At 69.3% G+C, this 12953-nt stretch carries 12 protein-coding genes and 2 pseudogenes; 7 read left to right on the forward strand and 7 right to left on the reverse strand.

The features are described 5' to 3' along the window. Positions 1–131 precede the first annotated feature (131 nt). Complete coding sequence (locus ACWF94_RS17455; protein WP_453488456.1) at positions 132–1091, reverse strand: peptidoglycan-binding protein; 960 nt, start codon at positions 1089–1091, stop codon at positions 132–134. Positions 1092–1219: 128 nt separating this feature from the next. Here ACWF94_RS17455 and ACWF94_RS17460 point away from each other — a divergent pair, with 128 nt between their 5' ends. Beyond that, positions 1220–2800 carry an acyl-CoA mutase large subunit family protein gene (locus tag ACWF94_RS17460; RefSeq protein WP_453488437.1) on the forward strand — a complete coding sequence of 527 codons (1581 nt, stop codon included), beginning with the start codon at positions 1220–1222 and terminating at the stop codon, positions 2798–2800. Between the two features lie 222 nt (positions 2801–3022). Continuing rightward, positions 3023–3691 carry a leucine efflux protein LeuE gene (gene leuE / locus ACWF94_RS17465; protein ID WP_453488439.1) on the forward strand — a complete coding sequence of 223 codons (669 nt, stop codon included), beginning with the start codon at positions 3023–3025 and terminating at the stop codon, positions 3689–3691. A gap of 64 nt (positions 3692–3755) precedes the next feature. Here the strand turns inward: leuE and ACWF94_RS17470 are convergent, their stop codons facing one another. The 4 genes from ACWF94_RS17470 to ACWF94_RS17485 form a co-directional block, all read right to left on the reverse strand. Further along, on the reverse strand, positions 3756–4394 hold the full coding sequence (locus ACWF94_RS17470; protein WP_453488441.1) for a LysE family translocator: 639 nt from the start codon (positions 4392–4394) through the stop codon (positions 3756–3758). 42 nt (positions 4395–4436) lie between these two features. Beyond that, positions 4437–5774, reverse strand: coding sequence for an alpha/beta hydrolase-fold protein (locus ACWF94_RS17475; protein ID WP_453488443.1), 1338 nt, complete (start codon positions 5772–5774; stop codon positions 4437–4439). A gap of 196 nt (positions 5775–5970) precedes the next feature. Continuing rightward, positions 5971–7497 (reverse strand): MFS transporter, encoded by a 1527-nt coding sequence (locus ACWF94_RS17480; RefSeq protein WP_453488445.1) that lies wholly within the window; start codon positions 7495–7497, stop codon positions 5971–5973. 124 nt (positions 7498–7621) lie between these two features. Beyond that, positions 7622–9298 carry a DUF885 domain-containing protein gene (locus ACWF94_RS17485; protein ID WP_453488447.1) on the reverse strand — a complete coding sequence of 559 codons (1677 nt, stop codon included), beginning with the start codon at positions 9296–9298 and terminating at the stop codon, positions 7622–7624. Positions 9299–9414: 116 nt separating this feature from the next. On the opposite strand from ACWF94_RS17485, the gene ACWF94_RS17490 reads away from it, so the two are divergent. Then, on the forward strand, positions 9415–9996 hold the full coding sequence (locus ACWF94_RS17490) for a GbsR/MarR family transcriptional regulator (RefSeq protein WP_453488449.1): 582 nt from the start codon (positions 9415–9417) through the stop codon (positions 9994–9996). A 120-nt stretch (positions 9997–10116) separates the two neighbouring features. On the opposite strand, the gene ACWF94_RS17495 is transcribed toward ACWF94_RS17490, so the two are convergent. Further along, positions 10117–10587, reverse strand: a complete 471-nt coding sequence (locus tag ACWF94_RS17495) for a hypothetical protein (RefSeq protein WP_453488450.1) — start codon at positions 10585–10587, stop codon at positions 10117–10119. 602 nt (positions 10588–11189) lie between these two features. Between ACWF94_RS17495 and ACWF94_RS17500 the strand changes: the two genes are divergently transcribed. From ACWF94_RS17500 to ACWF94_RS17510, 3 genes are read left to right on the forward strand one after another with little or no spacing between them, the layout of a single operon-like run. After that, entirely contained in the window at positions 11190–12035 is an 846-nt protein-coding gene (locus tag ACWF94_RS17500; RefSeq protein ID WP_453488452.1) for a Scr1 family TA system antitoxin-like transcriptional regulator, read from the forward strand. A gap of 23 nt (positions 12036–12058) precedes the next feature. Further along, complete coding sequence (locus ACWF94_RS17505) at positions 12059–12241, forward strand: DUF397 domain-containing protein (RefSeq protein ID WP_453488458.1); 183 nt, start codon at positions 12059–12061, stop codon at positions 12239–12241. Beyond that, positions 12238–12453 carry a DUF397 domain-containing protein gene (locus ACWF94_RS17510; protein WP_453488454.1) on the forward strand — a complete coding sequence of 72 codons (216 nt, stop codon included), beginning with the start codon at positions 12238–12240 and terminating at the stop codon, positions 12451–12453. Before ACWF94_RS17505 ends, ACWF94_RS17510 begins: the two co-directional genes overlap by 4 nt. 65 nt (positions 12454–12518) lie before the next feature. Here the strand turns inward: ACWF94_RS17510 and ACWF94_RS17515 are convergent. Continuing rightward, a pseudogene (locus tag ACWF94_RS17515) lies at positions 12519–12860 on the reverse strand (transcriptional regulator); the annotation flags it as partial. Between ACWF94_RS17515 and ACWF94_RS17520 the strand changes: the two are divergent. Beyond that, a pseudogene (locus ACWF94_RS17520) lies at positions 12855–12953 on the forward strand (carboxymuconolactone decarboxylase family protein); the annotation flags it as partial. The pseudogenes ACWF94_RS17515 and ACWF94_RS17520 sit on opposite strands and share 6 nt — an antisense overlap.

Consider the following 12953-nt stretch of genomic DNA (forward strand, 5'->3'; position numbering starts at 1 on the left):
GGCGGGACACGTTCCCCCGGTCCCGCCCGCGCCCCTTCTCACCCTCCCGGAGAAGTCTCCTCCCGAGCCCGGGGTCCGAGTTCCGGGTCCGAGTTCCGAGCCTGCGCCCGAGTCCCGGGCCCGAGCCGCCGTCACCAGTGGATGACGACCTTGTCGCCCTTGCGCACCTGCGCGAACAGCGAGGCGACGGCACTCCGGTCCCGGACATTGACGCAGCCGTGCGAGGCGCCTTTGTAGCCCCGGGCCGCGAAGTCCGACGAGTAGTGGACGGCCTGGCCGCCGCTGAAGAACATCGCGTACGGCATCGGTGTGTCGTACAGCGAGGACACATGGTCCCTGGACTTGAGGAACACCGCGAAGACGCCCTCGCGGGTCGGGGTGTACTGCGAGCCGAAGCGCACATCCATCGTCGAGCGCACCGTGCCGTCGATGACCCACGACAGGGTGCGGGTCGTCTTGCTGACGCACATCACCCGGCCGGTCAGACAGCGCGGATCGAGCTTGGGGGCCGGTTTCTCGACGGTCTTGCCCTGAAGCTCGGCGGTGGTCGGCCGGGTGGTCATCCCGCGCAGTTTCCGCCAGGTCACGGTGTCGGTGTCGCCGGTGGCGGGAAGTGCGCGCTTGCCCTGGAAGCCCCGGACGGCGGCGACGGTGAGCTGTCCGTACACGCCCGTAGGGGTGTCGTCGAACCAGCCGATCTGGGCGAGCCTGGCCTGTAGTTCGCGTACCCGTTCGCCCTTGGCCCCCTTCGCCATCAGGATCTCAGCGGGCTCGGCGCTCGGTGCCCCGGACGGTTCGCGCTCGGGGGACGGCGTCCCGGAGGGTGTCCTCTCCGGCGCGGACGTGCGGGCGGGCTCGGGCGCGGACTCCTGGCTCGGCTCCCGGCCCGATTCCCGGGCGGCCTCCTGCGCGGGAGCCGCACCTCCCGGCCTGGAGTCGACGCGGGTGCCCGGCCGGTCGGCGGACTGTGCGGAGCAGCCGATGGTGACGGCGAGCACGACGGCGGCGGTGAGGGCGCGGAGGACGGGTCCGCGTGCGGGTCCGTGGGCGGGTCTGCGCAGCGACGTACGTACGACGGGCTGGTGAAGCATGCTCATCCCCCAGTGGTCTCTCTTCAGGAGAGGGAATTCTGCCCAGCCCGGTTGCACGATCCCGCGCATGATGGGGGAGAAGCTCTGTGCGACGCACAGTGGTGCCCAGTGGATGCGGAGGCGTGGACATGGCGCGCGAGTCCGAGTCGGGACTGCCCATCGAACCGGTCTACGGATCGGAGGCCCTGGACGGCTGGGATCCGGCCGAGCGGCTGGGCGAGCCGGGCTCGTATCCGTACACGCGCGGGGTCTACCGCTCGATGTACACCGGCCGGCCCTGGACGATGCGCCAGTACGCCGGGTTCGGCACCGCCGTCGAGTCCAACGCCCGCTACCGGCAGCTCATCGCCCACGGTACGACGGGGCTCTCGGTCGCCTTCGACCTGCCCACCCAGATGGGCCACGACTCCGACGCGCCCCTCTCCCACGGCGAGGTCGGCAAGGTCGGGGTCGCCATCGACTCGCTGGACGACATGCGGGTCCTGTTCGACGGGATCCCGCTCGACCAGGTCTCCACCTCGATGACGATCAACGCCCCGGCCGCGCTGCTGTTGCTGCTCTACCAGCTCGTCGGCGAGGAGCAGGGCGTCCCGGCCGACCGGCTCACCGGCACCATCCAGAACGATGTGCTCAAGGAGTACATCGCCCGCGGCACCTATATTTTCCCGCCCAAGCCGTCGCTGCGGCTGGTCGCGGACACCTTCAAGTACTGCCGTGCCGAGATCCCGAAGTGGAACACCATCTCGATCTCCGGCTACCACATGGCGGAGGCCGGGGCCTCACCCGCGCAGGAGATCGCCTTCACCCTCGCGGACGGCATCGAGTACGTCCGTACGGCGGTGGCGGCGGGCATGGACGTCGACGACTTCGCGCCCCGGCTGTCCTTCTTCTTCGTCTCGCGTACGACGATCCTGGAGGAGGTCGCGAAGTTCCGGGCCGCGCGGCGGATCTGGGCGCGGGTGATGCGGGACGAGTTCGGCGCCCGGAACCCGAAGTCGCTGATGCTGCGGTTCCACACCCAGACCGCCGGGGTGCAGCTGACCGCGCAGCAGCCGGAGGTCAATCTGGTGCGGGTCGCCGTCCAGGGTCTTGCGGCCGTCCTCGGCGGGACTCAGTCGCTGCACACCAACTCCTTCGACGAGGCGATCGCCCTCCCCACGGACAAAGCGGCCCGGCTGGCGCTGCGTACCCAGCAGGTGCTGGCGTACGAGACCGACGTGACCGCCACCGTCGACCCCTTCGCCGGGTCGTACGCCATCGAGAGCATGACGGACGACGTGGAGGCGGCGGCGCTGGCGCTGATGCGTCGGGTGGCGGATCTGGGCGGCGCGGTCAGCGCGATCGAGCACGGGTTCCAGAAGGGCGAGATCGAGCGCAGCGCCTACCGTGTCGCCCAGGAGACGGACAGCGGCGAGCGGGTCGTCGTGGGCGTCAACCGCTACGCGCTGGCGGAGGAAGAGCCGTACGAGCCGATGCGGGTCGACCCGGCGATCGAGGCCCAGCAGACCCGGCGGCTGGCGCGGCTGCGCGCGGAGCGCGACCAGCCGGCGGTGGACGCGGCGCTGGCCGCGCTGCGGAAGGCGGCGGAGGGTACCGGCAATGTGCTGTACCCGATGAAGGACGCGCTGCGGGCGCGGGCGACGGTGGGCGAGGTGTGCGGTGCGCTGCGGTCGGTGTGGGGCACGTATGTCCCTACGGACGCGTTCTGAACGACCGGGCTGTCCCCATGGGCGCGTTCTGAACGACCGGTCGCGATCGGGCGCGGCGCGGATCGGCGCGAGTCGGCGCGACTCAACGCGGACCGGCGCGACCGGGTGCGCGTCGGCGTCATCGGGTGCGGCCCGGAGCACGACCGGGTGCGCGTCGCCGCCGTCTCCCGTGGCACATCTCACACATCCGGAGTGTCGTACCCATGTGCGACACTCCGTCTCATGCTGGGTGTTACCGATCTCTCGACCTATCTGGCGGGCCTCGTCCTGATCATTCTGCTGCCTGGCCCCAATTCGCTGTATGTGCTCTCGGTCGCCGCCCGGCGCGGTGTGCGTACGGGGTACACGGCAGCGGCGGGCGTGTGGTGCGGCGACACCGTGCTGATGGTGCTGTCGGCGGCGGGCGTCGCCTCGCTGCTCCAGGCCAACGCGGTGCTCTTCGGGATAGTGAAGTTCGCCGGGGCCGGGTATCTGACCTGGCTGGCGATCGGGCTGCTGCGGGCCGCCTGGGCGATGTGGCGGGCCCGGCGCGAGTCGGCGGAACCGGCCACGGACACCGGTGCCGGTTCGGGTGCCGGTTCCGGTGCCGCCGAGCGGCCGTTCCGCCGGGCGCTGGTGATCAGCCTGCTCAACCCGAAGGCGATCCTGTTCTTCATCGCCTTCTTCGTCCAGTTCGTGGACCCGGCGTACGCCTATCCGGCGTTGTCCTTCGTGGTCCTCGGGGCGTTCGCCCAGGCCGCGAGCTTCCTCTACCTCACCCTGCTGATATTCACCGGCACCCACCTGGCCGCCGCCTTCCGCCGCCGCAAGCGCCTCTCGGCGGGTGCGACCTCGGTGGCGGGCGCGCTGTTCCTCGGCTTCGCGGTGAAGCTCTCGCTCAGCGGCGCGTGACGCTTTCGCGCACCGGGAGTGCGGTGCCAGGGCACGCGAGCCCAGCACGATCCATCGCGAGCGGCTAGACCTTGTGGTCCGTCACGGCGACCCCGACGCCGAGGCCGATCATCGTGACCCCGCCGACTCCGCCGACCACGGCCAGCCGCTTCGGCGAGCGGGCGAACCAGCCGCGCGCGGTGGCCGCCGCCAGGCCCCACACGCTGTCGCACGCCACCGCGATGACATTGAAGACCAGGCCGAGCAGCAGGATCTGCGCCGTGACATTCCCCGCGCCCCGGTCCACGAACTGCGGCAGCACCGCCGCGAAGAACACCATGGTCTTGGGGTTGGCCACCCCGACCACGAATCCTTCCCACAGGGTCCGCCCGCTGCCGCGCGGGGGCCCCTCGCCCGAGAACGCGGACCGCATCGAACCGCGTTCCCGTACCGCCTTGACGCCCAGATACACCAGATACGCGGCACCGACCAGCTTCAGCGTCGTGAAGACGACCACCGATCGCTCCACCACGGCCCCGACGCCGAGCGCCACCGCCACGACCAGTACGTAGGCCCCGAGCGTATTCCCCACGACCGTGGTGAGGGCGGCCCGGCGACCCTGCGCCAGCGCCCGTCCGATCACAAACAGGACGCTGGGGCCGGGAATTATGATCAACAGGAATGACATGGCCGCGAAGGCGAGAAACCGGTCGGTGGACACCATGCGGTCATGGTAGCCACGGGGGCATTTCCCGCCCTTTTCTTTTCAGGACTTCCCGCTATCCCCCTTGTCCGCGTCGCCCAGGAGGTACCGCAGACCGTTGGCGAAGGCACGCCGCCAGCCCGCGTGCTCGTGGGCGCCGGGGAACTCCTCGTATCCGACCTCGTAGCCCTTGGCGGTCAGGACGTCCCGCAGATGCCTGCTGGCAGCCAGCAGCGTGATGCCGAAGGGCAGGGGCTGGATCTCCAGTGTTCCGGCGGTCACCCAGTAGCGGGTGGGGGTCACGGGGTCGGCGGCGATCTGCCGGGTCAGCCACTCGGGCTCACTGTCGTTGCCCATGGAGTGCGCGCCGTCCCTGGCGCCGAAGCCGTCCTCCTGGCCCCACCAGTGGGAGCCGGAGAGGGAGAGCACCCGGCCGACGGCGTCCGGCCTGGTGTGGGCGATCCATGCGGAGCCGAGGCCGCCGTAGCTGGCTCCGGTGGTGACCGTACGGGCCGGGTCCTCGCCCGCGCCGAACTCGGAGCGCAGCCAGGGCACGAGTTCATCGGCGTAGTGGGTCGCGATATCGAGGTTGCAGCACATCTCCACCATGCGGGACATGGCGGTCTTGTTGTGGACGAAGGCGGCGACGGCCGGCGGGATCGCTCCGCCCTCAATGAGGTTGTCGAGGATGACCGGGTAGTTCTCCACCTGGTACTCGCCGTCGAGGAGGAACACCAGGGGGTAGCTGCCCCGGGCTCGGTCGTATCCGGCGGGCGTGTAGACGGTGACGGTCCGCTCATCGCCGAAGACCTTGGAACGCACCTGGTGTTCGGTGAGGGTGCCGGAGGTGCGGCTGGGGCCGAACCAGGTGTCGGTGCTCGCGCCGGGCAGGGTGAGCACGGCGTCCTTGGCGTCCTGATTGAACTCGGGGCCCATGTGGATGCTGTCGGCGGTGACGAGGTCGGGGTTGAACGGGTCGGTGCGCGTACAGCGGTCCCGCTGGAGCGCGAATTCGAGCATCCCGTTCTCTTCCTGAATGATCTGCATCAGCTCATTCATCGGCACCAGGCTGTTCGGGTCGTCGACGGCGAAGGCATACAGCACGGAGATCCGGTCGTCGGTGACCGGAACCGAGAAGTGCCAGACGTCGGTGCCCGGGACCCTCTCCATCTGCGCCGCCCGGCTCATGTCGTCAACGGTGAGCTGACAGGTGATCGCGACCTGTTCGGCCGGGCCGATCCAGACGAAGGTGACGAGGTAGCCGCCGTCGGGGAGCGGGTCGCACAGCGGTCCGCCCGCCTTGGTCAGGGCGTCGGTGAGCGCTTCGACCGCTCCTTCGTGGCCGGCCGCGACCGCGTCCAGCAGCCGGGTGGCGAGCGCGGGTGTCTCGGTGGTGGTCATGCTTTCTCCTCGTGAGGTGTTCAGCGTCGGTACGGGTGGACATCAGGGGGGAGCGGGGCAGGTTCGGGCACGGGTGACTGACCGGGGCCGGTTCGGGAACAGGCGGCCGGAGTGGGACCGGTCCGGGTGCGGACCAGGGCGGCCCGGCTGCGGACCAATGACAGGGCCCGGGTACGAACCAGGGCCAGGGCCCGGGTCAGGCGGGGACGGTGGGGGCCGGCTCGGTGGTGGGCCGGGCCGCGCTGCCCGCCCGGCGGCCGGGCACGCGCCAGGCGAACGCGATGGCGAGCGCGGTGATGGCCCCTCCGACCAGGAAGGTGTTGGTGTAGCCCTCGTCGATGGGCATCGGGATCGGCGCCCCTACGGCGGAGTGCGAGATGACCGCCGCGGCGATCTGGAGGCCGAGGGGGGCACCGACGGCCCGGGCGATCATGTTGATGCCGGTGGCCGCGCCGGTGTCCTTGGCCTCCACGGAATCCAGGGTTCCGTTGTAGAGCGCGGTGCCTGCGACGGCCCCGCCGATGCCGAGGATGCCGAAGATCAGGATCAGATGCCAGGGTTCGCTGTGCCGGTAGGCCCCGTAGACCATGCCGGCTGCCGCGATCGCGAGTCCGACGGCCAGCGTCGTACGGGAGCCGAAGCGGCGGCAGAGCACACCGGTCAGTGGCCCGACCAGTACGGCGACGACGGCCCCGGGAAGCATGTAGAGGCCGGTGTCGGTGACCGTGCCGCCGAGCCCGTAGCCGGTCTCCCTGGGGGCGAGGACGATCTGGGGGACGGACAGCGCCGCCACCGAGTAGCCCAGTCCGAGCACCATGGCGGCCAGCGTGCCGCTGAGCACCGCCGGACGCCGGAGGAAGGTCACATCGACGATGGGGTTCTCGACGCGGAGTTCGGTCCGTACCCACAGCGTCGCGAGGACCGGGACGGCGGCGAGCATCCCCAGGATGAGCGGTGACGTCCAGCCCCACTCGGGCACCTTCGACAGCGCGAACGTCAGACAGAACAGGGTGCCCGCGAGCAGTACGGCGCCGCTCCAGTCGATCCCGCCGGAGGCCGCGTCCGGGCCCGCGCTGGCCGAGGCCGCGCCGCCCGAGGCCGCGTTGGCCGGGCCCGTGCTCTCCGGCGCCGGGGCGGTACGGGGCATGAGCCAGTAGACCAGCAGGGTGGTCACCGAGATGACGATGGCGGGCAGGCCGAAGATCCACCGCCAGGACAGGTTCTCGGCGATGGGCCCGGAGAGCACCATGCCCAGACCACCGCCGAGGGCGAGCAGTCCGACCAGCAGTCCGACACCGAATGAACGTTTCTGCTCGGGGAAGTGCTCCCGCACGATGACAAAGCCCAGCGGCAGGACGGCGGTGCCGATGCCCTGGATCGCCAGCGCGGCGACCAGAAACGGAAAGGACTGGGTCATCGCGGACAGGGTCGCCCCGATCACTCCGGCGGCGCCCACGACCAGCATCATGCGACGGCCGCCGTAGCGGTCGGCCAGGGAACCCACCAGCGGGATCGCCAGCGACGCCGTGATGGTGATGGAGCTGAGCAGCAGGGCACCTTCGGCCGTGGTGAGCCCGAGATCGGACTGGATGACGGGCAGCGCGGGAAACAGCATGGAGTCCAGCAGCCCGGTGACGACCACGATGACGGCCGTGAGGGCGACGACGACGGTGCCTGACTTCGGTGACGCGGTGCTGCTGGGTGGTGCGGCTGTCTCGGACATGAGTACTCCGGGTCTCCGAGGGTGAGTATGACGAACGGCGGCAACGCTCCTTGGTACTGCGGGGTGGCCTGGGTGCTGCCGGTTGCGGAGCCCCGTACTCCGGCGGAGGCGATCCGGTCGGTGATCAGCCTCGGACAGAGGTGATCCAGTCGATGATCAGTTCGTCGAGTACGCCGAGCGGTACGGCTCCGTGTCCGATGACCTCGTGGTGGAAGTCCTTGATGTCGAAGCGGTCGCCGAGCGCGGTGCGGGCACGCTCCCGCTGCCGGAGGATCTCCCGGCGGCCGATCATGTACGCGGTGGCCTGCCCCGGCCAGGCGATGTAGCGGTCGATCTCGTTGCGGACGTTGGCCTCGGTGGTGGCGGTGTTGTCCCGCATGTACGTGACGGCCTTCTCGCGCGACCAGCCGAGGTGGTGCAACCCGGTGTCCACCACGAGCCGGCAGGCCCGGACGGCGTCCAGCGACAGCATCCCGAACCGGGCGAGGTCCGAACTGTAGAGACCCATCTCATCGGCCAGCCGCTCCGTGTAGAGCCCCCACCCCTCCAGATGCGCCGTCATCTGCCCGGCCGACTTCCGGCGGAACTCCGGCAGCCCGGTCAGGGTCTGGGCGAGGGCGATCTGGAGATGGTGGCCGGGGATGCTCTCGTGGAAGGCGAGCGCCTCGTACTCGTACCGGAACCGGGTCTCCGGGCGAATCGTGTTGATCCAGTGCGTACCCGGCAGCCCTGGCCCCATGGGGGGCTGGTAGTACGCCAGAGGCGCGGTCTCCGCCTCCAGCGCACCGATCTCCCGGGTCACGCAGTCGGTGATGTCGTACGTACGGAACCAGCCGGGAACGGCCCGGCGCGCACGGTACAGCGCCTCCTCGACCAGCCCGACGATCTCCTCCGAGCGGGCGAACCGCAGCGCCGGGTCCTCCCGCAGGGCGGCCAGCGCCTCATCGGCGGTGCCGGTGCCGAGCGCCCTTCCGCCCAGTTCGGCGAACTCCTCCCGCAGCGCCGCCACCGTCTCAATACCGATCCGGTGGACCTCGTCCGGGCTCAGACCGGGCCGGGTGTGCCGGCCGACGGCATCGGCGTACGCCTCGGTCCCACCGCGCACATGACACACACCGGCCTCGGAGTCCGGCCGGGCGCCGTCGGCGAGCAGGGCGAGCCCCTCGCGGTACCGCAGGACGGCCGGCCGCACCACATCCCGTACCACCGCGCGGGCCTTCTCCTCGCCCGGCATGTCCTTCAGCGTCCGCACCATCGCGTCGGCGTCGAGATCGACGGCGAGATGGCCGTCCAACTGCGCCAGCGCACTCTCCACTCCGCTGCGCAGCGGCCGGCGGCCCTCCGCGACCGCCTCCTGGGTACATCGCAGGGCCCCCTCGAAGTACCCGGGCAGCGCGGCCAGCCGCTCCAGGTAGTCCGGCGTGCCGTCCTCGTCCACAGGGGTCATGGCGAGTGCCTGGAAGGCGGCGTTCTGGGCGGCCGTGATGCTGGCGGAGACCGCGAAGTCGTTGAGCCCGTGCTCAAGCTCGCTCGCCCCGGCGTCGATGAGGCTGCTCAGCACACCGTGGGTGATCCGGTCCTCGCCCGTCAGCTCTTCCCGGGACACGGCGGCCAGCCGCGTCCCCAGCGCGATCAACTCGGACCGATGCCTGTCGCCCGCCTCCCGCGAGAGGTCGGGCACCTGGTGGGAGTGGCCGGCGACACCCATGAGGGGTGCGGCGAAGGGATCGAACGCCATCTCCCCGGCGAAGTACTCCTCGGCCAGCGTCTCCAGTTCCGCCCGGTGGTTCTGTTCAGTCATGACCTGCTCCCGCTGTTGACGTGCGATGCGTCGAGTATTTGATTGCATGAGTCGCAGTGTCAAGACATTGTGTCTTTTAGTCTTTACTGAACAACGGATCGGGATACACTTCTGCCATGACTCGGGAGGATCGACAGGCGCAGTCGCAGGCGGAGTCGCACATGCGGTTCGCGGACGAGGTGGGCTCGCTCCTCCTCAGCGGATTGCCGCCGATGGCGGGCAGGATGCTGGGCACACTCCTGCTCGCGGAGGAGCCCCGGCTCTCCACCAAGGAACTCGCGGCCCGCATGGGCGCCAGCTCGGTGACCGTCTCCAGCATGGGAAGACTGCTGCTCGGCCTGAACATGGTCGAACGTACGGTGTCCCCCGAGACCCGGCGGGACGAGTTCAGTCTGCGCTCGGCCAGTTGGGCGGACGTCTACTCGGAGAACGCCAAGGGCATGTCCCGGCTGGTGACGGTCCTCGACGAGCGACTCGCCGACCCGGACCTCCCCGACGTGGCCAGAGTCCGCATCCTTGAGCTGCGGAACTTCCACGCCTACCTCCTGGCCTATTTCCCCGAAATGCTCAGCCGGTTCCATCAGTGGCGTGCCGAGCACGGCCCGCACGTGGTGTTCCACGCGGACGGCGATCCGGCCCCGGACGCCCGCGCCGGGGCGACCGGGAGCGTGCGGGACTCCGGGATGCCCCCGCACTGACCGGTGCGGACGCGGGAGATCTGAGGGGATTCCGCGCGCCGCGATGGGTTCTGCGGCGTTCGGCGGTCGTACTGTCGGACCCGTTACCGAGGAGGACTTCTGATGCGCAGCACCTAGTAGCTAGGAGCCGCACTCGTTCTCCGGAATCTCCTCCTTGAGCCGATCGTTGATCTCCGCCGTTAGCTGGTCGTAATCGGGGCTCGCGCGGACCGCGTCGTACTCAGGGTCCGAATACTCGAAGCTGTGCCCGCCGGGATGGTCCCGGAAGAGCGTGCACGCCTCGTTCGCCGCGCCTTCCTCACCGTTGTCGTCGGGACAGTCCGGCAGCACCGCGACACACTCGGGCACCTGGCCCTCCGCCCAGCGCACCCACACCTCGCCCTGACGGGCATCGTTCAGCTCCCGCACGAGGTCGAAATGCAGACCGGCCGAATGCTTTTCCAGCGAGCACCGCAGGCCGGTCACCACTTCCAGCGGGTGGCCGGGCTCGCCGGGGGAGATGTCGAGGACGAGCACGATCAGTTGCAGCGGGAGCGTGGCCGTCGCCGCGCAGATGTGACGCTCGCAGTTCTGCTTCAGCAGGGTTCGCATCTCATACCCTCCGGCGGCTCTGTGCGTTCGCCTCGGCAACGGCTTGGCTGAGTGCGTCCGACTGCGCGGCCGGAGTCAAATCCTCCGGAAAAGCGTCCCATTCCACTCCGCCATTGAGCGGGCGCAGTTGGATGCGCCCCGCAAGGTGTCCCATCACCCGGCCCACGCTTTTCTTTGCGGCGTCCCTGACAACTTCACCCGGGGCCGGTCCGTATGGCCACTCCCCGGCGTTCTTTGAATTTCTCATTCGCCCTCCCTCCGGAGTCCTTCCGCAATAACCTTGAGAAAGTCCGGAGTCGGGCCCGCGAAGCCATCGCACGGCACCCACTCCGGGACAAGGGGCCAGAAGCCGCCGACTCGTATGAGTGCCTTCAGCTCGTCCTCGTCGGAAGTCTGTGCGGATGGGTTGTACGGCATGGTGGGGGGCTCCTTTCTGCTCCGGGGGAGTGGGGGCGTTCAGAGTGCGGCAGGGGGTGGTGCGTTGGGAAGCAATCCGTCGTCCAACCTGCGGGTTGGCGAAGCTGGCATATGCGCAGGCGTCTGACCTGTGTCCTTCGAGGAGTCGGCGCTGGTTTGCAGCGCCGTGGTGAAAGGAGTTCGGTATGACAGTGCGGCACGAGGGTGACGGAGATCGGCGTAGCGAAGTGGGCGATCCTCGACGGGAGTTCGCCGAGGCTCTGCGGGACGCGCGGGAGTTAAGGCCGGCGGGGAAGCTGACGCAGGCGCAGTTGGCACGGGACGCGCGAACCTCTGGCTCGACCATTTCGCGCATCGAGGGCGGAGACACCCCGATCCCGGAGAACCTGCCGGAGGTATTCGATCAGATCTTCGAGACGGACGGAAAGTTCAAGGATCTGTACGAGAGAATTCGATCCGAGGGCTACCCGGTGTACTCTCGGCGGCGAATGAAGCTGGAGCCAGACGCTGTTGAGATCGCTGAGTGGTCTCAATCCGTGGTGCCGGGCCTGCTCCAGACTGCGGCGTATGCCCGTTCGCTCTTCCGTACGGGCGACCCCAGGGCCAGTGACGAGGAGATCTCTGCACTGGTAAGGGCTCGGATTTCCCGGCAGGAACTGTTCCAACGGAAGGTGCCGCCAGACTTTTCCGCCGTCGTCTGCGAGTCGGTGATCAGGCGCGTTATCGGGGGCTCAGACGTAATGCGGGAGCAGTTGGCCGCGTTGCTGGCGCATGGTGCGCGCTACACGAGCGTGGTGCAGGTGCTACCGCTGACCGCCGGTTGTCACAGCCTGATGGATGGTCCGCTCTCCATCCTGACGCTCCAGGCCGGAGCGGTGGTTGTGTACACGGAGGGCATCCAGTCGAGCGCGATCATCGAAGACCAAGGGGCAGTGAGGAAGCTGACCCGGTCCTACGATGTGCTTACTGCATCAGCGCTCTCGCCTGACGCGTCTGCACAGTTGATTCTCAAGGCCATGGAGGCACTGTGACTCCGAGTGGTTACGTCCGCTGGGTGAAGTCCAGCTACAGCAATCAGGAAGGGGCCAACTGCGTTGAGTGGTCCCCGATACACGCGCACGCCCATGGCGTGGTTCCGGTCCGTGACAGCAAGGTTCCGCACGCCCCATCCCTGACCATCGGGGCCTCCGCGTGGTCCACGTTCATTGAGCAGGTCAAGGGTGTGGAGGCTCTGTGACTCGGTACGGTTCCGCCCACTGGGTGAAGTCCAGCTACAGCGACGGGGAAGGGGGCAACTGCGTGGAGTGGGCGCCGATACCCGCGCGTATGCATGGCGTCGTCCCGGTCCGCGACAGCAAGGTCCCCCACGCTCCGGCCCTGACCTTCGGGGCCTCCGCGTGGTCCACGTTCATCGGGGGAGTCAAGGGCAGCGGGTCCGCCGCGCTCTGACGTACCAGTGAGGCTGACCTCCGGCCGACCGCCGGGGGTCAGCAGGCTCGGCCCCGGCGGGTAGTTCAGCGGGCGACGGCGGACGTCAGTTCGCGGACGCCGGTGGTGTGCGGGTGCCGGGAGGCGAGTGAGCTGACGATCTCGCGGATCGCGGGCCGGTCGCGTACTTCCGCGGGGCTGACCCGCATCGCGGCCAGCAGTTCGCGCGTGGTCTGTTCTGGTTTGCCCCACTGCCACCAGGCGCGGGCGAGGTCGGTGTGCATCCGGCTCTTGCGCTCCGGGGTGGGGAACAGTTCGGGTCGGAGTCCGCGTCCTGCTTGCAGTGCCGCGCCGGCGTCGCCGAGGGCCCAATGGACGCCCACCGCGTAGAGGTCGACAGCGGCGGGGGACAGGTGGAAGAGGCGGCCCTGCGCAACGGACTCACACCCGTCGAGATCAAGGAGGTGCTGCTCCAGACCGCCGTCTACTGCGGCATCCCGGCGGCGGGTGCGGCGTTCGAG

The sequence above is a fragment of the Streptomyces sp. NPDC055078 genome (assembly GCF_053607985.1).